At 62.8% G+C, this 21,147-nt stretch carries 15 protein-coding genes; 12 read left to right on the top strand and 3 right to left on the bottom strand.

All coding sequences use genetic code 11. From position 1 onward, the window contains the following. Positions 1-54: 54 nt before the first annotated feature. Both LDN70_RS21020 and LDN70_RS21015 read left to right on the top strand, forming a co-directional pair. Entirely contained in the window at positions 55-1,572 is a 1,518-nt protein-coding gene (locus LDN70_RS21020) for a glycosyltransferase family 87 protein (RefSeq protein WP_223941325.1), read from the top strand. Continuing rightward, entirely contained in the window at positions 1,565-3,010 is a 1,446-nt protein-coding gene (locus LDN70_RS21015) for a phytoene desaturase family protein (RefSeq protein WP_223941324.1), read from the top strand. Before LDN70_RS21020 ends, LDN70_RS21015 begins: the two co-directional genes overlap by 8 nt. A gap of 80 nt (positions 3,011-3,090) precedes the next feature. On the opposite strand, the gene LDN70_RS21010 is transcribed toward LDN70_RS21015, so the two are convergent. After that, positions 3,091-3,792, bottom strand: coding sequence for an ABC transporter ATP-binding protein (locus tag LDN70_RS21010; RefSeq protein WP_223941323.1), 702 nt, complete (start codon positions 3,790-3,792; stop codon positions 3,091-3,093). A gap of 24 nt (positions 3,793-3,816) precedes the next feature. Continuing rightward, positions 3,817-4,896 carry an ABC transporter permease gene (locus LDN70_RS21005; protein WP_223941322.1) on the bottom strand — a complete coding sequence of 360 codons (1,080 nt, stop codon included), beginning with the start codon at positions 4,894-4,896 and terminating at the stop codon, positions 3,817-3,819. A gap of 194 nt (positions 4,897-5,090) precedes the next feature. Here LDN70_RS21005 and LDN70_RS21000 point away from each other — a divergent pair, with 194 nt between their 5' ends. The 7 genes from LDN70_RS21000 to LDN70_RS20970 all read left to right on the top strand — a co-directional run bounded on the left by LDN70_RS21000 (position 5,091) and on the right by LDN70_RS20970 (position 16,993). Continuing rightward, complete coding sequence (locus LDN70_RS21000; protein WP_166841987.1) at positions 5,091-6,371, top strand: sensor histidine kinase; 1,281 nt, start codon at positions 5,091-5,093, stop codon at positions 6,369-6,371. Then, positions 6,368-7,024, top strand: coding sequence for a response regulator (locus LDN70_RS20995; RefSeq protein WP_166841986.1), 657 nt, complete (start codon positions 6,368-6,370; stop codon positions 7,022-7,024). The genes LDN70_RS21000 and LDN70_RS20995 overlap by 4 nt, the downstream gene beginning before the upstream one ends. Before the next feature lie 180 nt (positions 7,025-7,204). Beyond that, entirely contained in the window at positions 7,205-11,047 is a 3,843-nt protein-coding gene (locus LDN70_RS20990; RefSeq protein ID WP_223941321.1) for an NPCBM/NEW2 domain-containing protein, read from the top strand. Positions 11,048-11,151: 104 nt separating this feature from the next. Continuing rightward, positions 11,152-13,170 (top strand): penicillin-binding transpeptidase domain-containing protein, encoded by a 2,019-nt coding sequence (locus LDN70_RS20985; protein WP_502773755.1) that lies wholly within the window; start codon positions 11,152-11,154, stop codon positions 13,168-13,170. A 34-nt stretch (positions 13,171-13,204) separates the two neighbouring features. Beyond that, positions 13,205-14,887: an ABC-F family ATP-binding cassette domain-containing protein gene (locus tag LDN70_RS20980; RefSeq protein WP_142937316.1), complete on the top strand. Its 1,683-nt coding sequence runs from the start codon at positions 13,205-13,207 to the stop codon at positions 14,885-14,887. Between the two features lie 154 nt (positions 14,888-15,041). Further along, positions 15,042-15,809 (top strand): DeoR/GlpR family DNA-binding transcription regulator, encoded by a 768-nt coding sequence (locus LDN70_RS20975; RefSeq protein ID WP_223941319.1) that lies wholly within the window; start codon positions 15,042-15,044, stop codon positions 15,807-15,809. Beyond that, complete coding sequence (locus LDN70_RS20970) at positions 15,806-16,993, top strand: MFS transporter (RefSeq protein WP_142937328.1); 1,188 nt, start codon at positions 15,806-15,808, stop codon at positions 16,991-16,993. Before LDN70_RS20975 ends, LDN70_RS20970 begins: the two co-directional genes overlap by 4 nt. Here LDN70_RS20970 and LDN70_RS20965 read toward each other — a convergent pair. Further along, on the bottom strand, positions 16,938-17,642 hold the full coding sequence (locus LDN70_RS20965; protein ID WP_166841981.1) for a phosphatase PAP2 family protein: 705 nt from the start codon (positions 17,640-17,642) through the stop codon (positions 16,938-16,940). The genes LDN70_RS20970 and LDN70_RS20965 overlap by 56 nt on opposite strands. Positions 17,643-17,697: 55 nt before the next feature. Between LDN70_RS20965 and LDN70_RS20960 the strand changes: the two genes are divergently transcribed. From LDN70_RS20960 to LDN70_RS20950, 3 genes are all read left to right on the top strand, one after another. After that, the gene (locus tag LDN70_RS20960; RefSeq protein ID WP_223941318.1) at positions 17,698-19,200 is read left to right on the top strand and encodes a bifunctional phosphatase PAP2/diacylglycerol kinase family protein; all 1,503 of its coding nucleotides are present in this window, start codon (positions 17,698-17,700) and stop codon (positions 19,198-19,200) included. A gap of 148 nt (positions 19,201-19,348) precedes the next feature. Continuing rightward, positions 19,349-20,293 (top strand): ABC transporter ATP-binding protein, encoded by a 945-nt coding sequence (locus tag LDN70_RS20955; RefSeq protein ID WP_142937331.1) that lies wholly within the window; start codon positions 19,349-19,351, stop codon positions 20,291-20,293. Positions 20,294-20,295: 2 nt separating this feature from the next. Beyond that, on the top strand, positions 20,296-21,147 hold the full coding sequence (locus tag LDN70_RS20950) for an ABC transporter permease (RefSeq protein ID WP_142937332.1): 852 nt from the start codon (positions 20,296-20,298) through the stop codon (positions 21,145-21,147).

The following is a 21,147-nucleotide window of genomic DNA, read 5'->3' as shown; positions in this document are numbered from 1 at the left end:
GGAACCCTGAACTCCTCATCTTGTGGAACCCCGGAGGACTGTAAGCTCGATCCCATGCAGGATACGAAGCCTCACCGGCTGCAAAAACGTGCCCGCTTTGTGGTTCCAAGCCGCAGTGACTCCCTGCTTCGAAATTTCACTGAACTTGTGGGCGGGCCCTTGGGGAAACACTCCTCCCCCGGGAAGGTGGCGTCCGGTCCGTTCACTGTGGAACGCGTCCTGATCATCCTCACCGTATTCGCTGCACTGCTGGCTGTGCTCGCCAAGGACTACTGCCGAGTCCGTGGCTGGGAGACTCCCGGCCAGTTCTATGCGACGTGCTATTCGGATTTTCCGGAGCTTTTCCGGAACCGCGGCCTGGGTGACGGTGCCCTTCCGTTCTTCACCCAAGGCAGCCTGTTCGAATACCCGGTGCTGATGGGCGTCATCGCCGGCATCACGGCCCTGCTCGTGCCCGGCCAAGGCGCTGGAAACGAGCGCGTGCTGGGCTACTTCGACATCAACGCAACACTGATAGTCGCCGTTTGGATCGTCACGGTGCTCCTGACCGCAAGGATCAACAGGCTCCGCCCCTGGGACGCCGCCATGGTGGCAGTGGCCCCGGGGATCATTCTGGCCGGATTCATCAACTGGGACATGTGGGCCGTGGGACTGCTGGCCCTGGCCATGTACTTCTTCTCGCGGGACAAGCTGATCCTGGCCGGTGTGTTCATCGGCTTAGGAGCGGCCACCAAGATGTATCCGGTCCTCCTACTTGGTGCAGTGCTGGTGCTGGCTTTGCGCACCGGCAAGCTGCGCTCATTCTTCATTACTGCTGGTACAGCCTTGGCATCCTGGCTGGCAGTGAATCTGCCCATAGCAGCACTGAATCCATCGGGATGGGGATACTTCTTCGAATTCAGCCAAAACCGCCCTGCCGGGTACAGCTCACCGTGGTTCGCTTACAACCTCGTGGCTGACCGGGTTCGCTGGGTTCAGATTGACGGCGCAACCGTCAACGCGCTGGCCCTGTCCCTGTTCGTCCTCGCGTGCGTCCTTATTGGTGCTTTGGCCCTCTGCTCCCCACGGCGACCCCGGTTGGCCCAACTGATGTTCCTTCTGGTTGCCGCCTTCATTCTGACCAACAAGGTGTACTCCCCGCAGTTCGTCATATGGCTCATACCGCTGCTTGCCCTGGCCCGGCCCCGCTGGCGCGACTTCCTCATCTGGCAAGCGGCCGAGGGGCTGCACTGGGCGGCCGTCTGGATGTACTTGGGCCAAACGACCAGCGGCGGCTCCGTCCAGCACAACATAGACATGTCCTACTACGTGCTGGCCGTGGGATTGCACATGGTTGCCACCGCCTATCTCATGGCGCGGGTGGTGATGGATATCTGGGATCCCGCCCAAGACCCACTCCGCGCCCATGGCGAGGATGATCCGCATGGGGGACCATTCGACGGTGCCCGGGACTGGTTGCGGCTCGATGTGTTCCGCCCGTCACGGTCAGTCCTGCCGTGGCGTCCCCGGGCTACGGTGGAGACTACCGATCCCAAAGCACCCCAGCGTACGGAGGTAAACAGCGATGGTTGATGTCGCCGTCGTCGGCGCCGGTCCCAACGGCCTGGCCGCCGCAGTGGTGATGGCCCGCGCCGGCCTGAGTGTCCACCTTTACGAGGCAGCTGATGCGATCGGCGGTGGATCGCGGACCAGCGAGTTGATGGAGCCCGGATATCTCTATGACGTCTGTTCGGCCGTGCATCCCATGGCTGTGGCATCCCCCTTCTTCCGCGCTTTTGAGTTGTCGAAGCGCGTGGAATTGCGGCTGCCGGAGGTCCAGCACGGGACACCGCTGGACAGTGGAGGGGCGGCCCTGGCCTACCAATCCCTGGATCGAACGGTACAGGAGCTGGGCGTCGATGGGCAGGCGTACCGTCGGCTGCTGCAGCCCCTGCTGGAGCGCGTGGACGGGGTGGTGGAGTTTACGTCCAACCAACTCCTGCGCATTCCAAAGGATCCCATGGCGGCTGTCAGGTTCGGTTTGGCCACTCTGGATCAAGGAACGCCGCTCTGGATGCGACGATTCCGCGAGGATGCCGCACCGGCCCTGTTGACGGGTGTGATGTCCCACGCCCTTGGCTCGCAACCGTCCCTCAGTTCAACGGGTGCCGGACTGTTGCTCAGCGTGCTGGCCCACGCAGGTGGTTGGGTGATTCCTGTTGGCGGTTCCATGTCCATCGCCACAGCAATGGCTGACGACCTCAGGGCCCACGGTGGCACAATCCAGGTGGGCGGGCGTGTGGACTCCTTGGACCAGGTCCGGCCCGCTAAAGCGATACTGCTGGATGTTGCCCCGCCAACTCTGGCGCGCCTGGGTGGTGCGGAAGTTCCAGACCGCTACCGCCGGGCGTTGGAAACATTCCGATTTGGGAATGCAGCGTGCAAAGTGGACTTCATCCTGTCCGAACCCGTTCCGTGGCGCGACCCTGGATTGGCCAAGGCCGGGACTGTCCACGTTGGCGGTTCGAGGCTGGCCATGGCCGAGTCAGAAAATCTGGTGGACATGGGCAAACACCCAACGGAGCCGTACGTTCTGGTGTCCCAGCCATCGGTGGTTGATTCCACCCGGGCGCCGGAAGGACGCCACGTTCTGTGGTCCTATTGCCACGTACCTGCGAACTCCACCGTGGATATGGCCGAAGCCGTCATGGCTCGCATTGAGCGTTACGCGCCTGGCTTCCGCGACGTCGTGGTGGCATCGAAGACCACGACGGCGGCGGAACTGTCCGCATATAACGAGAACTATGTTGGGGGAGACTTCAGTGCAGGTCTGTTGGACCTGCGGGGCCTGGTGCAACGGCCGGTGGTCTCCAACGTGCCGTGGCGAACCCCCATTTCCGGCGTGTACCTGTGTTCCTCGTCTACTCCGCCGGGGCCCGGAGTGACGGGAATGTCCGGGTATCACGCGGCAAGATATGCCCTCAAGGACATATTTAGAATGCGCGTACCTGGGCTAGGCGTAGGACTGTAACTACCCCTGACTACGCCGCCTCACCCAACCAGGTCGCAGCAGTGCGCGTTTTGACGGCTCAAAACGCGCACTGCTGCTAGTTAGTTGGGTTGCGCCGACGGAACCAAGGCGCGGCTGATGCGTCCGTCCCTCATAGTCGCGACGGCGTCGGTGAGGGGAAGGAACTCGGTGTCGTGAGTGACCATGACGGTGGCGGTGCGGAACTCGTTGGTGACCCGCCGGAGTAGCCGGATGATCGATTCGCTGCGTTCGTGATCAAGCGCGGCGGTTGGCTCGTCGACGAGAAGAACAGTAGGGCTTCCCATAAGGGCCCTGGCTATATTCACCCTCTGGCGCTGGCCGCCGGATAACTGGTGTGGGCGCTTATGCGCAGCGTCGGACAGGCCAACGACCTCCAGCAGCTCAGCTGCTTTCTCCCGTTCTCCGCGCACACGCTTGCCCCGGAGGTGCTCACGTATCAGCAACTGCTCGACGGCGGTCAGTGCCGGTAGCAGGTTGGGTTGCTGGAAGATGATGCCCACCTTGTCCCGGCGAAGGGCCGTGCGTTCGGCGTCCGAAAAGGCGTTGACGTCCTCTTCGTCGATGATCACCAGCCCGGCTGTGGGCTTCACGAGGGTCGCCGCGACGGCGAGAAGTGAGGACTTGCCGGAACCGGAGGGTCCTACAAGGGAGAGGAACTCACTTTTATGCACGCTCAGGTTGACGGCGTCCAGCGCCTTGAGGGTTGAGGTGCCGTCCGGGTATTCGAGGGAAACGTTGACCAGGTTCAATGCTGTACTCACGATGCATGCCTTTCTGGGAATGTTTTAGTTGCCGCCGAGTGCCAACAGTGGATCCACTGTGGTGACGCTTCTTACCGCCAGGACTGCGCCCGCCAGGCCCAGGAGGATGATTCCTGCGATAGGCAGCAGTGTGGTCATAGGTGTGATCAGAAAAGGTGCGGCCTGGGCCGCGAACGTTCCGCCGGCCAAGCCCAGAAGACCGCCCACCGCCGCTCCTGCCAGCAGCACCATGGCCGCCTGGGTGAGGGCGTCCCGCAACACATAGCCGGACGAAGCCCCCAACGCCTTGAGGACGGCGATGTCGCGTGTGCGCTGCACTGTCCACACTGTGAGGAACGCGACGATCACCAAGGCCGAAATGCCGTAGAGGAATGCCTGCATCAGCATGAGTGAGCCGTTCTCGCTCTTGTACGAGGCAAGTGCCTGGAACGAACCCACGGGGTCCGTACTGACCGTGCCGGCCGACGCGTTGGCGGCGTCGAGGTCCACGGAAGCTCCGGCGTCGAAGGTTGCGGTGATGACCGTTGCGGTGCCAGGTGCTGCGTGGGCGATGGTCCGCCAGGTCTCCAGCGTTGTCCACACCACGCCGGTGTGCGAGTACCACTGGTCCTCCACAACGGCTGAAACCGTCAGGTCTGTCCCGCCCGCACGAACCCGGCTGCCAACTTCCAGCGTCAGCTCTTTGGCCAGCGACTCACCCACCACCACCGTCCCGTCCTCCACAGCCGATGGAGCAATCGCGCCGCCAAAGACTGCGACGTTCGCGGTTCCGGTCGGGGTCCCCCCGCCACCCAACGACTGGAAACGGGTCTGGCTGATTCCCAGCGCCTCCGCGGACGTCACACCCGGCTGGTCCCGCCAGGCTCCGAGCTGAACAGGGGAAACTTCGGATTCGGTGTACGAGGCCTTTGGATCACCTCCGGCGGGTGCACCAAAAACAATCTGCTGCACAGGCAGGGCCCCCAGCGCGGACGTCGACTGGTTGCCCAGGCCTGCAGTCAGCCCGGAGAGCATGACCAGCAGCAACGTGATCAGGGCGACCACGCTGCCCATGAGCGCAAAACGACCCTTGGCGAAGCGGATGTCGCGGATGGCAAGAAACATCGGATTCCTTCGATTCAATGCGGGCTTGATCCCGGCTATCTCAACTCTTCCGGCGATAGGCCGCAGGGGCATCGGGAGCCGGATGGATCGGCTGGCATCGTGGGGTTGAACCGGCGATCATCCGAATGGTTGATTCAGGCCCTGGGGCGCGAAATTTGGTTTATGGAGGGAGCGCCGGGGATACGCTGTGAAGCATGCAGTCTCCCGCTGGCGCCGCCACAATCCTCCGCGTGCTGCGCGTGAGCCTTCATCTGGGTTTCGCGGTTCTGCTGCTGGTGGCCGTTGTCCGCTTGGTGACGGGAATGGGAACCAACGGTCCGGCGTCGGCTGTTGCTGTGATTGCCGGACTAAGTCTTTCGGCTCTGCTGGCATTGGTGTACCTCAGCGGGACTCTCTTGGAAAAACGCCATGCAAGCCATCCCACCCGGTTCAATCCCACACCCTACGCACGCTGGTGGCTTGGCGCGGTGATGCTCCTATGGCTGCTGCTCCTCCTGGTCAGCAGCGACTTCGCATGGGTTGCCTTCCCCTTGTTCTTCCTGCAACTGCACCTGCTCCCCCGCGCGCTTGCTTTGCCCGCGATTGCTGTGAGCACTGCGCTTCTGGTGGGCACGCTGTGGTTCCATAGCAGGGGATCGTCCGACGGCGGCCTGCAGCTTGCGATGGTCCTTGGGCCGGTGTTCGGGGCAGCATTCGCGGTGGTCACGGGCTTGGCCTATCGCGCTTTGTTCGTCGAAGCCGAGAATCAGCGCGCTGTTGCCGACGAGCTTCGCAGAACCCGCGCCGAACTCGCACAGACACAGCACGACGCCGGAATGCTGGCCGAACGCGAACGGCTTGCCCGGGAAATCCACGACACCTTGGCGCAGGGCTTCTCAAGCATTGTCCTGATGGGCAGGTCCGCCGAGAAAGCGTTGGACGATGGCGACGCCAGTGCTGCACGGGAGCGGCTACGAACGGTTCAGGACACGGCGTCTGCCAATCTTGCCGAGGCGCGGAGCTTTGTGCGCGGCCTGCGTTCGCCGGATCTTGAGCGCTCGGGACTCGTGGATACCCTCAGCCGCCTCTGTGAGAAAACGGAGACTGAGGCGGCTGCCCGGGGGTCCGCGCTGCGCTGCCGCTTCGAGCTGGTGGGTACGCCCATGGAACTGCCGAATACGTACCAGACCACCCTGCTCCGGGCCGCGCAGGCTTCCCTCGCCAACGTATGGGCGCACGCCCACGCGCGCACCGCCGTCGTGACCCTGTCTTTCCTGGGCGCTGAGGTGACCTTGGACGTTTTCGACGACGGGATTGGATTCGAGCCCTCGACGGCGGCCGGTACGGCGCGTGGCGACGGAACCGGCGTCGGGCTTCAAAGTTTGCGGGAGCGGTTGGCGGCACTGAACGGCAGCCTGGAGATTGAGTCGGCGCCGGGTGAGGGGACCGTGGTTGCGATCCGGGTGCCGTTGCCGGCGGATGGGGGTGCCGCGTGAGTGAGATTCGGGTGTTGTTGGTGGATGACCACCCGGTTGTTCGGGCAGGACTGCGGGCCATGCTCGCCGACTTCCCGGGGGTGACCGTGGTTGCGGAGGCAGCTGACGGTGATGCCGCGCTGGTGGAACTCAGCAAGCTCAATACTTTGGGTGAGCCCGTGGACCTGGTGCTCATGGACCTGCAGATGGGCAGCGGCATGGATGGCGTAACGGCCACAGAGAGGATCAAGGCGGGTGCGGCCGGGACTCCCCCGCCGCCTGTGCTCATTTTGACCACCTATGACACAGACGCGGACATCCTCGCCGCAGTGGAGGCCGGTGCAAGCGGCTATATGTTGAAGGACGCACCGCCGGAGCAGATCCGGCAGGCCGTGTTGTCCGCGGCGGCCGGGCAAACCGCGTTGGCACCGGAGGTTGCGGCGCGGCTCATGGGGCGCATCCGGAATCCTTCCCCGGCTTTGAGCGCCCGGGAAGTCCAACTCTTGGAGCTCTTGGCAACGGGTATGAGCAACCGTGCCATGGCCAAGCAACTCTTCATTTCCGAGGCCACGGTGAAGACCCACTTGGTGCACATTTACTCGAAGCTCGGCGTGGACAACCGGACCGCTGCCATAGCCGTCGCGACGCAGCGCAGGATTATCCGCTCGCGCTGACTCTCCCCAACTGAGTCGCACCTGTGCGCGTTTTGAGCGCCCAAAACGCGCACAAATGCGACTCAGTCGGGTTCGAATTTTGGTTAAACGGTTGACCTTTGATTCTTTTGCAGTGACGATTAGTGCACGTTTCGCTATGAGTTAGATCACAAAAAGTCACTCGTCGAAAGTTGGCCTCACATGTCCGCACCCACATTGGGCTTATCCGGCACTGCCCCCGGCAGCTCCGGACGCACGAAAAAGCTAGTCAGGAAGGCCGCTTCCCTCGGCCTAGCCTCGCTGCTCCTCGCAGGAACCATCCCCGCACTCACCTTTGCCGCTGCCGCCAATGCCGCTCCAGGTGATCCCGCGGCCATTAAAACCGTCACCCCCGAAGTCCCTGTCGATGCCGCCGGAGTACCTCTCGGAGCGGTGATCGGGTTTATCCAGTCCGGCAACGTCGTCGACCTTTCCGCGGAGAAAGGCGCCATCCGCGTCACGTTCCTGGACGACGGCAATTTCCGCCTGGAAGCTGACCCCAGCGGAAAATTCACCGATCCCGCCAACACTGACCAAGGCGATCCCGCCCGGACCGCCAACATCGTGGTGGGCAAGGATAAGTTCCCCGGCACTACACCCACAGTCACAGACGGCGACTGGCTGGTCCTGAAAACTGCCAAGATCAGCGTCGAGATCAACAAGGCCACCACCCAGCTCCGCGTTCTCAGGGCTGACGGCTCGGTGGTTCTGGAAGAATCAGCGCCCGTCACCTTCGGCGCCAACTCAGCTACGCAGCACCTTGCCCAGCAGGACGGCGAGCAGTTCATCGGCGGCGGCATGCAGAACGGCCGCTCCGTGCACACCGGCGCACTCATCAACATTGCCAAGAACTTCGACTGGGACGATGACGGCTACCCCAACGCCGTGCCGTACTACATGTCCTCCAAGGGCTACGGCGTTCTCCGCGACACCTTCGCCCGCGGCTCCTACAACTTCGGCGGCCAGCCCACCACCACGCATGAGGAAAAGCGCTTCGATGCCTACTATTTCGTGGGCGACTACAAGCAGTCCCTTGGCGCGTACACCACGCTGACCGGCAAGCCCATGATGCCCCCGGTCTACGCCTTGGAATACGGCGACGCCGACTGCTACAACCGCTCCAACCCGGGGTACTCCTCCTCGGGCTACGGTGATCCCGACGGCGCCAAGCAGCGCACGCCCGACGCCATCAAGACGGCCCGGAAGTTCGTGGAGAACGACATGCCGGCCGGCTGGATGCTGGTCAACGACGGCTACGGCTGCGAGTACCAGCAACTCCCGGAAACCGTGAGCAACATCGAGGAAGAAACCGACCTCAAGGTTGGCCTCTGGACGCAGCGTTCCCTGACCAACCAGGAGTACGAAGTGGGCGAGGCCGGCGTCCGGCTCCGCAAGCTCGACGTCGCGTGGGTAGGCCAGGGCTACCGCCAGGCACTCACCGGTTGCGAAGCGGCGCACGGCGGCATCGAACAGTATTCAAATGCCCGCGGCACCTCGCTGATGGTGGAAGGTTGGGCCGGCTCCCAGCGCTGCGGCATGCAGTGGACGGGTGACCATTCAGGAAACCTCGACGCCGTCCGCTGGCAGGTTTCGGCCCTCACCGGCGCCGGCAACTCGGGTTTGGCATTCACCACGGGCGATGTTGACGGCATCTTCGGCGGTTCCGCTGAGTCCTACGTCCGCGACCTCCAATGGAAGGCCTTCGCCCCGGCGCTGTACTCCATGTCCGGCTGGGCAGCCACTGACAAGCGTCCGTGGCTCTACGGCGACGGGGCTACAGCCATCAACCGCCAGTACCTCCAGCTCCGCCAGCAGCTCATGCCCTTCATTTACACGCTGGCTCAGGAGTCATCCACAAGCGGCGTTTCCATGATGCGCTCCATGGCTCTTGAGTTCCCTGACCAGGAATGGTCTTACGGCGCCGAGGCAAACAACCAGTTCATGCTCGGTTCCGACTTCCTGGTAGCCCCGGTCTTCACCCAGACCGACGTGCGCAACGGCATCTTCCTCCCGGCAGGCCAGCAATGGGTGGATTACTGGACCGGCAAGCTCTACCAGGGCGGCCAGATCCTCAACGGCTACAACGCACCGCTGGACAAGCTTCCGGTTTTCGTTCGTGCAGGTGCTGTGATCCCGCAAGGAATTGTTGCCCGTAACGCGTCTTTGGTTCCTGAAGATTCCATGATCACTCTGGACGTCTACGCCAAGGGCCAGGACACCTTCACTCTGTACGAGGACGACAAGGTGACCCGCGAATTCAAGGATGGCAAGTCTTCCAGCCAGCTCTTCTCGGTGGACGCTCCAGGCACCGGCAGCAGCAGTGTCAAAGTGGCCATCGGTGAGCGGAAGGGCGAGTACACCGGCAAGGCGACGGCACGTCCGTACGAACTGAAGGTCCACGCCGGAGCAGCACCCAAGGACGTCAAGATCGGCGGCACCAAGCTGGCCCAGCACTCCACCCAGGCCGCCTACGCCGCAGCAGCAACCGGCTGGTACTTCGACGAGGCCAACAACGGCACCATCTGGGTGAAGACAGGCTCAATTGCCTCCAACCAATCCGCTACGGTTCAGCTGCAGCAGGCCGGCCCGCTGGGCGGCAAGAGCCAGGAAGACACCGCGGCTGAAGTTCGGGTGACCACCGGCCAACAGGTCTTCCAGGACCAGGAAACCACCGTCACGGCGGCCTTCGTGAACACCGGAACCAAGGCTAAGAGCAACGTGGTGCTGACCCCGGTGCTTCCTGAAGGCTGGACTGTGGTGTCGGCCTCCGGCGCAACAGCTGCAAAGGTTGAAGGCGGCGCCACAGCAACTGCCACGTTCGTTATCAAACCGGGGACCAGCGCAAAGGCGGGCCAACAGACCGTGCGGGTATCGGCGTCGTACGACGCATCAGGGACCATCCAGTCCGTGACCGGCGGCAACCAGATCTACGTTGCTTATGGTTCTTTGGCCGCTGCGTACAACACCGTCTCGATCACCACCGTGGCGGGCAAGGCACTAGGAAACTTCGACGGCGGAGGGGCCACCTTCGCTGCCGAACAGCTGGCGGCCGCCACGGTTCCTGCAGGCGGAGTCCGGCCGGGCAGCACAGTAACGGTGGACGCCGGAAAACCGACACAGGTTGACTACACGTGGCCGGCCGTCGGACCCGATGTCCCCAACTCGGTGGCGCTTTCCGCGCAGACCATTGCCGTTAAGGGCAAGGGAACGCACCTGGCCGTGCTTGGATCCGCCGCGGTGGGCAATGGAACCAGCCCGGTTTTGACGCTGAGCTACGCGGACGGAACAACCGAGCAGCAGTCCATCTTCTTCCCCAACTGGTTGCAGCCGTCCGTCCTCAACGGGGCAGTGGTGGCCGTTTCCGAACAGGGTAGGAACAACGCCAACGGGCCGTCGCCGGAGTACACGCAATACAAATACCAGGCGTTCTCCAACACGGTCCGACTCAACCCCACCAAGGAGCTGGCATCCGTCACCCTGCCCACTGACACCCGCGTGAAGTTCTTCGACTGGAAGGTGACATCGCAGCCGCTGCCTGCCGTACCGCTTGGTTCGGTGTACGCCTCTGAAACGCCGTGGGTCCAGGCTTTGAACGGCTACGGCGTGATCGGTAAGAACGTGGCCAACAAGGACTCGGCGTCATCGCCGGACAAGCCGCTGGCCATCAACTACACGGATCCCGTAACCGGTCAGCAGCCTGTGTTCAGTAAGGGCCTGGGCGTCCACGCGGCATCCAAGATCACCTACTACCTTGGCGGGAAGTGCACCTCTTTCACCTCCCAGGTGGGCCTTGAGAGCGGCTTCGGCGGCAACATCATCTTCAAGGTCAATGCCGACGGCGTGAACAAGTACCAGTCGCGGACGTACACACCGGGATTTGCCCCTGAGTCCGTGTCCGTGGACCTCACTGGTGCGGCATATGTGGAATTGGTGGTGGACCCCTCCGGATCCATCAACGGCGCTCATGGTGTTTGGGGTGATGCGAAGTTCACGTGCGCTTCGTAGCCTGACGTGCAGACCGCCGTCGCCCGCTGCCTCCGTCCGGAGCAACGGGCGACGGCCGTCCGTTTAACGGGCACAAGAAGAAAGTGTCAGGGGAACGGGGCATAATGTCGCAAATGGGGAAACTGAAAAAGCATCGTCTTGTTCTTGGTCTCGTGACGCTCGTGATGGCCGGCTCGCTAACCGCCTGTGATGACGGCCGCGCCGGTGCGGAAGGGGCAGCGAAGCAGCTCGCTTCCTCTCTGGCAGCGCTCGACGTCGGTTCGCTCACCGTGGAGGGCAAGGACGCCGCCGCGGCCAACGAACAACTCAAAGCCGTGTTCGAGGGACTCGACGCCAAACCGGCAGTAGAGTCAGGCGACGTTAAGCTCGACGGCGACACCGCAACTTTCCCCCTTAAGTACAGCTGGAACATCGGCTCGGCAAAGTGGGAGTACAGCTCCGAAGCCACACTGAAGAAGGCCGGTGACAAGTGGGCTGTCCAATGGGCACCTGCACTCCTCGCCCCGGAACTTTCCGAGGGTGAAACCTTGTCCGTCAAGACTGTTCCCGCCCAGCGTGGCCAGATCCTGGGTGCTGGAGATGCCCCCATTGTTGAGGACCGTCCCGTCTTCCGTGTGGGCATCGACAAAACAAAGGTTCCGGCGGAGCAAGCCGACAGTTCTGCGCGAGCCATGGCGGCTCTGCTCGGGCTGGACCCTGAAGAGTACGCCAAGCAGGTTGCTGCGTCCGGTCCGCAGGCTTTCGTTGAAGGCCTCGTTCTCCGTGCGTACACGGCGGATATCACTGAAGCGAAGATTGAGGCCATCCCCGGCGGTTCAAGCATCCTTGACTCCATGGCTTTGGCTCCAACCCGCACCTTTGCCCGGGCATTACTGGGCAGTGTTGGCCAAGCCAGTGCTGAACAGATTGAAAACTCCAATGGTGCGCTGCGCGCCGGAGACACCACGGGCACTGGCGGTCTGCAGCAGAAGTACGACTCGTTGCTGCGCGGTAAAGATGGCGTGGAAGTCCTGGCAACTCCCGAGGTTAAGTCCGAAGGTGAGACCCCGGGCACCAAAGTGTTCTTCTCGTCCCTCCCGTCCCCGGGCACCACGCTGAAAACCACGCTGGACCTGAAACTCCAGCAGCTGGCGGAGGAAACGTTGGCCGGTGTTGGGCCCGCGTCGGCCATTGTTGCCCTTAAGCCATCCACCGGCGCTGTACTAGCCGCAGCGTCCGGACCAGGCAGCAACGGCTACAACACGGCCATGCTTGGCCAATATGCGCCGGGTTCCACCTTCAAGATTGTTGATTCCCTGGCCATGTTCCGCAACGGCGCCACCCCCGATTCCAAGGTTGAATGCCCCTCAACGCTGACCGTGGACGGCCGCACGTTCAAGAACGCCGAAGGGTATCCGGAAAGCTCCCTCGGCTCGGTGGCCCTCCGCGACGCTTTTGCGCACTCCTGCAATACGGCCTTCATCAACGCCCGGGATGCCGTCAGCCAGGACCAGCTCGAATCCGCAGCTCAGGCTCTGGGCGTGGCGGTTGAAGCTCCCAAACTGGGAGCAGACGCGTTTTTGGGTTCTGTTCCGGGCGCTGCCGAAGGTACCGAGCACGCTGCTTCCATGATCGGCCAGGGCAAGGTGCTCTTTTCCCCGCTCTCAGCCGCGGTCATGGCAGCTTCCGTCGCCAACGGTGCGCCCGTCTCTCCGCAGCTCGTGCTGAACGCTGATGCCGCACAGGGCTCGGAGGCCACTCAGAACCCCAGCGCCGGTGCCACGCCCACCGAAAGTGGTGCCGCGTCGCCGTCGTCCGCGTCCGCTTCCGCTTCAGTGAGCGCCGTTCCTGTGTCACCGGCGTCCACCAAGCCGATCACCAAGGAAGAAGCCGCTGCACTGTCCGACATGATGCGGGCTGTAGTGACCTCAGGCCACGCTGGCTTCCTCGCCGAAGTTCCCGGTACGCCGGTCGGGGCCAAAACAGGCACCGCGGAATTCGGCAATGACAACCCGCCAAAGACCCATGCGTGGATCGTGGCGACGCATGGGGATCTGGCGGTTGCCGTGTTCGTGGAAGAGGGTGGCTTGGGTGCCACTACCAGCGGACCCCTGCTGAAGTCGTTCCTCACCGCAGCCGGCTGACACCGGAGGGGGACCGTCGTGGGAGGATTGAAACGTGGCCCATATTGACGTTTCAGGCATCGACTACTTCCTCTCCGACGGCACCCAGCTGCTCAACGGGGTGACCTTCAAGGTCCCCGATGGCACCAAGACGGCGCTTATCGGGCCCAACGGAACGGGCAAGACCACCCTGTTCAAGATCATTTCGGGAGATCTCACCCCCGACGAAGGTGTGGTGGGCCGCTCCGGAAACATGGGCATCATGCGGCAGTTCGTGGGCCAGGTGCGGGACGAATCCACTGTCCGGGATCTCCTCGTTTCCACGGCGCAGGCCAGCCTCGCGGCCGCTGCCAAGGCTGTGGAGGACGCCGAGCTGGCCATGATGGAGCACGACGACGAGCCCACGCAGATGAAGTATGCGCAGGCGATCGTGGACTGGGGAGACGCCGGCGGATACGACGTCGAGACCGTCTGGGACGAGGTCTGCATGGCAGCCCTCGGTATTTCCTTCGACAAGGCACAGTTCCGCCGCGCCTCCACGTTGTCAGGTGGCGAGCAGAAGCGCCTGGTCCTGGAAGCCCTGTTCGCTGGCCCGGACGAGCTCCTCCTCCTCGACGAACCCGATAACTACCTGGACGTTCCGGGCAAGCGCTGGCTGGAAAGCAAGCTCAACGAGTCCAAGAAGACCGTCCTGTTCATCAGCCACGACCGCGAGCTGCTCAACAACGCGGCCAGCCGTATCGTCACACTCGAGCCCGGTATCAATGGCGCTTCAGCATGGATCCATGGTGGCGGCTTCGGCACATATGTCGAGGCGCGTGCCGATCGTAACGCCCGTTTCGAGGAACTCCGTAAGCGCTGGGATGAGGAGCATATAAAGCTCAAAGAACTCGTCAACATGTACAAGAACAAGGCCGCTTTCCGTTCCGATATGGCTAACCGGTACCAAGCAGCACAAACCCGTCTGGCCAAGTTCCTGGAAGCCGGCCCACCCGAGGCCTTGCCGATCGAACAGAACGTCAAGATGCGCCTCAAAGGTGGGCGAACAGCCAAGCGTGCCGTCGTGGCCGAGAAGCTCGAACTGACCGGTCTCATGAAGCCGTTCTCCACAGAGATCTGGTTCGGCGACCGCGTTGGTGTTCTTGGTTCCAACGGTTCGGGAAAGAGCCACTTCCTGCGCCTCCTGGCTACCGGCGGCACCGATCCGGAGCGTGAGCACCTGCCGGTGTCCGAGGTAGTGATTGCTGAAGTGCCGCATCAAGGCACCGTGAAGCTGGGTGCCCGCATCCGGCCAGGGTTCTTCGCACAGACGCATGTCCGGCCTGATCTGTTGGGCCGGACGCTGCTCGAGATCCTGCACCGTGGCGATGAGCACCGTTCCGGACTCGCCCGTGAGGCCGCCGCCGGTGCCTTGGATTCGTACGGCTTGGCCGGTCAGTCCGAGCAGAAGTACGAGTCGTTGTCCGGTGGCCAACAGGCACGTTTCCAGATCCTGCTGCTGCAGCTGTCCGGCGCTACCCTCTTGTTGCTGGACGAGCCAACCGACAACCTGGACCTTCACTCGGGCGAGGCTCTGGAACGGGCCATCGACGCTTTCGAGGGCACTGTCCTTGCTGTCACGCACGACCGCTGGTTCGCAAAGTCCTTTGACCGTTTCATGATCTTCGGTTCCGACGGCAAGGTCTACGAGTCGGAGGAACCCGTGTGGGATGAGAAGCGGGTGGAGCGCGCCCGCTAGTTCCAACGCTCTCTCACATAACCGCCCCTTTCGGCGAACGCTCTTGCACCTGCTGCGAGAGCGTTTCGCTTTAAGCCATGGGATGTGAGAGATGGATAGTGCTCAAATGATCATGCTATGTGATTATTTGAGCAAATGTTGCTACGGTTGAAGCATGGGAACTGCTGACCGCCACCGGCTCATTGGCGAGCTGTTGCGCACCCGCGAGCAAGCAACAGTGGAAGAGCTCGTCCAAGCAACAGGAGCTTCCGGCGCCACCGTCCGCCGCGACCTGGAAATCCTCGCCGCCAACGGAGTCCTGAAGCGCGTCCACGGCGGTGCACGCAGCCTGTTGGCGCGCGGAGACAACCCAGGTTACGGGCAACGCGAATTGGAACACCACGAAGCCAAGGTCCGTATTGCAAAGGTGGTGGACCAGCTGATCAGGGACCGCGAATACGTGTGGCTGGACAGCGGATCCACGGCAACGGAAATCGCGCGCCGCCTGGGTAACCGTGAAATCACGGTAATGCCCATGTCACTGCATGGCGTCGAGGCCCTCACTCACACCAAGGACGGCCGCGCGCCGGAGCTCATTCTTCCCGGCGGCCGTCTCATCCCGGGGGAACAGTCGTTCCGGGGACCCATGACCGAAGCCAACATTCGCTCACTGAGGTTCGACACCGCCGTCGTAACTCCCTGCGCACTTAACCTCAAGGACGGCCTGCTGGCCCACGATCTTGATGATGCCGCGGTGAAACGTGCCGGACTGGAATCCGCGGCGCGGGTCATCGCGGCATCCGCAGGCAGCAAGTGGAATGCCAGCGCAGTAGCTCTCGCGGCAGCCATGGAGGCTGTGGACGTCATCGTGACAGACCAAGAACCATCCCCCGACGATCTTGCCCGGCTCAACAAACTCTCCGTGGAAGTTGTGATTGCATGACCACCAACACCAGAAGCACCACCAACGTCAACGCCGCGGCCGTGGCGACGTTCCTGATCTTCGGCATGAACGGATTGGTCTTCGCCAGCTGGGCTGCGCGCATCCCTGCTGTGACGGAGGCGCTCAGCCTGACGTCCGGCCAGATGGGCACGCTATTGCTCTGCACCGCTGTGGGTTCTCTACTGGCGCTGCCATCGGCCGGATGGGTAGTGGGCAGGATCGGTACAGCCAACACGGTCCGGGTGGCCGGCATCGTGGCTGGCGCCGCAGGTGCAGCCATTGCCTTCTCACTGATGACCGCTTCCGTTCCGGGTACGGCGGTAGCCCTGTTCTTCTTCGGCATTGGCATCGGGCTATGGGACGTGGCTCAGAACATCGAAGGCGCTGACGTCGAGCACCGGCTCAAGCGCACCATCATGCCCCAATTCCACGCTGCCTTCAGTGGTGGGGCGTTCCTGGGCGCCCTGATCGGTGCCGGACTCTCCCAACTGGGTGTGGGCTTGCCGGAGCACTTGTTGGTTATCGCGGCGATCGCCATCGCCTTGGCGCTGACAGTTCCCAAGTACTTCCTGCCGCACGAGGTGGAAGAAATTCACGACGGCGGCGCGGTGGCTGAGAAGGGTCCCACAGCTTGGCGGGATGGCAGGACGCTGCTCATCGGTGTGGTGGTCCTCGGTGCCACGCTCACCGAAGGTGCGGGCAATGACTGGATCGCGAAGGCTGCGGTGGACGGCCTCGGAGCCTCGGAGTCCACCGGTGCGTTGCTCTTTGCGCTCTTTGTCCTGGCTATGACCGTCATGCGGTTCTTCGGCGGCAAGGCGATCGACAAGTTTGGACGAGTGAACGTCCTCCGGGCCAGCATGGCAGCAGCCGCCGCAGGGCTCGCACTGTTTGTCTTCGCAGGCAATGTGGTCCTGGCCGGCGTTGGTGCGGCACTGTGGGGCGTTGGAGCGGCCTTGGCCTTCCCCATGGGGATGTCGGCCGCAGCGGACGACCCCAAGCATGCAGCCGCCCGGGTATCCGTGGTTTCCACCATAGGCTACGTAGCCTTCCTGGCTGGTCCGCCACTGCTGGGCTACCTCGGCGACCACACCGGAATCCATATGGCTTTGCTTGCCATCGGTGCGCCTATTTTGCTTGCTCTGCTTCTTGCCGGCGTTGCGAAGCCTTTGCCGACCAAATAGTGCGCCCGTCTGCCAGCTCATTCTCCTTAATGCATGTGTCTCGGAAGTACCACCACATGAGGAGCACAGTGCCGGCGGCAAGGCACGCCCCGCCCAGGACATCACTGAGCCAGTGGGCCGAGAGGTAAGTGCGACTCATCATCATGGCGATCACGCCAAGGGCGGCGATCACTGCCATCCACCAGCGTCCGATCAGCAACGTGGTCACCAGGAGGAACGCCGTGGTTGCAGATACATGCCCTGAGGGGTATGAACCTGTATCGGTGAGAACCCTGGCCCCCTCTGGCCGGTCCCTGCCCACCACGGCTTTCGCCAGCTGCGTCAGCGCCAGTACGGAAAGGCCGCTTGCAGCCGCGAAGATGGCTGCTTTGGGTCGGCGCCATATCAGGAGCGACGCAGCCAGCACCGCGTGGAAGAAAAGCATCCCGGCATACCCTGCCCAATTGAGGACTGCGTTCACCTGATCCCAGAACGGGGAGTGCAGGCTGAAGGCGTAGGATTGCCAGCCGGTGTCCGCCCGGTTGAAGGCCGGCTCGCCTGGCCCTGCCATGATCAACACCCCGGGAACTGCAAAGGCGCACAGCAGGAGTACTCCGGGGGTGACCAGCTGCCAGCCGGGGCGCGGACGTGGATGGAGTACACGAATCATCCATTCATGGTAGCCATGGCAGATGGGTGGCACCGGCAGGCGTTAGTGTGAAGGCATGCGAGGCTTCTTGGGCAAAGGCCCCAAACGGGTTGCGAGGTTTGACCATTTCCTGGTGCGGGCAGTGTCCCGGCAACCCCAGGGCGATCACGATGTCTTTTTCCGGAGACTCTCCGCTGCGGCCACCAAAGGGAAGTTGTGGCTCGGAATAGCCGGAGTCATGGCCGCCTTTCCCGGTAAACCGCGCAGGGCGGCCCTTCACGGGGTACTCGCGCTAGGTGTCGCGTCAGCGGTCACCAACCTCATCTTCAAGCGGCTGCTCCCTCGGGCCCGCCCCCTCCCGACGCACCTGCCGCTGTTCCGCTTCGTGAACCCGCAACCCACCAGTTCATCCATGCCCTCGGGTCATTCCGCGTCCGCCGTGGCATTTGCTGTGGGCGCTGGGATTGTCTCCCCCGGCCTGGGTCTGGCCTTTGCTCCGATTGCTGCGGGAGTGGCCTACTCACGCGTGCACACGGGCGCCCACTGGCCCTCCGATGTGGTGTTCGGTTCCGCACTGGGCGCCGGAGCAGCCGTCCTGACCCGTAAGTGGTGGCCTGCCAGACCTGCTGAACCGACACCTCGCCGAACGCCTGCGAAGGCGCCGGCAATATCTGATGGCGACGGGCTGGGTATAGCGGTCAATGCCCTGGGTGGGTCCTACACCCCTGAAACCGCGGAACTTTTGCGGGGCATATTCCCTAAGGCGCATATACGTGAAATTTCCGAGGGTGAAGACGTAGCGGCTGAAATCGAGGCGGTCGCAACCCGACCAGGCATCGTCGCCTTGGGCGTTTGGGGCGGCGACGGAACGGTGGGCACCGCGGCGGCTGCCGCCGTCGAACATTCACTGCCGCTCCTGGTCCTGCCAGGGGGAACCCTCAACCACTTCGCCCGCGACCTCGGTACCAGCTCCATAGACGATGCAATCGACGCCGTGACCCGAGGGCAGGCGGCTTCCGTCGATTTGGGCCATGTGGTGGTCCAGCGGGGCCTTCCCGAGGCGCCCGAGACCACCGAGTTGGCCATGCTGAATACTGCCAGCTTTGGCGTCTATCCGAATCTGGTGCGTCGCCGGGAGAGATTGCAGCCCGCTATGGGTAAGCCGTTGGCCGGCGTGGTGGCATCGCTACGCACCTTCGGAGTGAACTCCCCCACCACACTCCTGGTTGATGGGGTGAAGCACAAGCTCTGGATTCTCTACATGGGCAGGGGCAGGTTCTACCCCAGCGATCATGCACCACTACGCAGGCCGGTACTGGATGACGGTGTTTTCGATCTGCGCATGATCACTGCGGACGAGCCGTTTGCCCGTGCAAGGCTGCTCTGGGCAGTCGTGACGGGTACGGTTGCCGCCTCCAAGGTCACCCACCTGACCGAGGCCACTACCGTTACCGTGGAAGCGATTGGGCAACCCTTGGTTCTGGCGGTTGACGGGGAGCCGAAGCCTGGCGTCCGCAAAGCCACCTTCACGGTGAAGCCGGGCGAGCTTACCGTCTACTCGCCGCTGCCGGAGGCCTAAGGCGCGGGGGCATCATCCGCGAGGACTACCCTGACTGAACCCTGAATCATCCCTGAGACAGGCGATTTGTGTTCCTTCCGTGAGTAGCGTTGTAGCTACATTCGAAACTCACTTGCACGCACATGTGCTCCGAGGAGGGAACGCTTCCATGATCGAAGCAAAAGGCCTGACCAAGGTCTACGGCGAGAAGACCGCCGTGGGCGGCGTCAGTTTCACTGTCCAGGCCGGACGGGTGACGGGCTTCCTGGGTCCGAACGGTGCCGGCAAGTCAACCACCATGCGCATGATCATGGGGCTGGACGCTCCTACATCGGGCTCTGTAACCGTCAACGGTGAGCCCTTCGCGCAACACAAGGCGCCGCTGCGGGAGATCGGTGCCCTGTTGGACGCCAAGGCTGTTCACACGAGCCGCACCGCATACAACCACCTGCTTGCCATGGCAGCAACGCACAGCATCCCCAAGAGCCGTGTCCGGGAAGTCATCGAGATGACCGGACTGGGAGACGTCGCCAAGAAGAAGGTCAAGGGATTCTCACTCGGAATGGGTCAGCGCCTTGGCATCGCCGCAGCGCTGCTGGGTGACCCGCAGACCATCATCCTCGATGAGCCGGTGAACGGTCTTGATCCTGAAGGCGTGGTGTGGGTTCGCAACCTCGTCAAGTACCTGGCTTCTGAAGGCCGCACGGTGTTCTTGTCCAGCCACCTCATGAGCGAAATGGCGCTGACTGCAGACCACCTGATCGTGATCGGCCGCGGCAGGATCATCGCCGACGCACCCATCGCCGAAATTATCACCGGCAAGGGCCATGCACGGACCCGCGTCCGCACGGACCAGCCTGAACGCCTCATGCAGCTCCTGGCCGGCACCGGCGTATCCGTGGAGGTCCACGAACGCGAACTGCTGGAAGTTTCAGGGCTTGATCCCCGCGGCATCGCCCGTACGGCTTTGGACAACCAAGTGATGGTCTACGAGCTGACACCGCTCCAGGCAAGCCTGGAAGAGGCTTACATGGAACTGACCAAGGATGAGGTCGAATACCACTCGCACATCACCACCGGGGCCTCGGTTCCCGCCCAGGCCGGAGGGAAATAGACATGAGCACCACCACTGTGGACCGCAAGTCCATCCGCAACTCCGTCGGTCCCGGACCGGCATTCCACCGCGTACTCAACTCCGAGTTCATTAAGTTCCGCACGCTGATGTCCACGCTGATCCTCCTGGCTTCCACTGCCTTGGTGATGGTGGGTTTCGCCGCCCTCTCAGCATGGGGAACAGGACAGTTTGCAGAGCAGGTGGCCAACGACCCTGAGGCCGCTGCCGCCATGGCAGCGCAGGGTGGGGACCTCGCGGTGAGCATACCCACCTCGGGAATCTCGTTTGCCCAGCTCATCCTCGGGTCCTTGGGCGTCCTGCTCATGAGCTCCGAGTTCACCACCGGAATGGCACGCTCCACCTTTGCCGCCGTTCCCAAAAGGCTTTCGCCCTTCCTGGCAAAGCTGATTGTGGTTATGGTCAGCTCCTTCCTCCTGACCGCCGTGTCCATCTACATCGCCGGGCTGGTGTCGCTCCCTATCGTGGATAACTACGACCTCAAGCTGGATCTGGGCAGCTCACAGTCGGTCAAGCTCCTGGTGGTCAACAGCATCTACGTGGCAGCTGTAGCGGCCATTGGCATGGCCCTTGGAACGATCGTGCGGAACTCTGCCGGCGGCATCATGAGCCTGGTTGGGCTGCTGTTTGTGGCACCCATCGCTTTCCAGCTCATCCCCGGTGATTTCTTCAAGGAAGCCAACAAGTACCTGCCCACCAGCACCATTAGTCCGTTGACCGCCGTCGAGCATGTTCCGGAAACGCTGGAAGCCTGGCAGGCAGGCTTGGTCCTGGGAGCTTGGGTAATTGTCCCGGTTGCGCTGGCCATGATTTTGCTCAAGAAGCGGGACGTCTAG

Origin of the sequence: Arthrobacter sp. StoSoilB22, from assembly GCF_019977315.1 — a bacterium.
GTDB lineage: Bacteria > Actinomycetota > Actinomycetes > Actinomycetales > Micrococcaceae > Arthrobacter.
The sequence above is the reverse complement of the archived record's forward strand: the minus strand, read 5'-3'. Positions and strand labels throughout refer to the sequence as shown.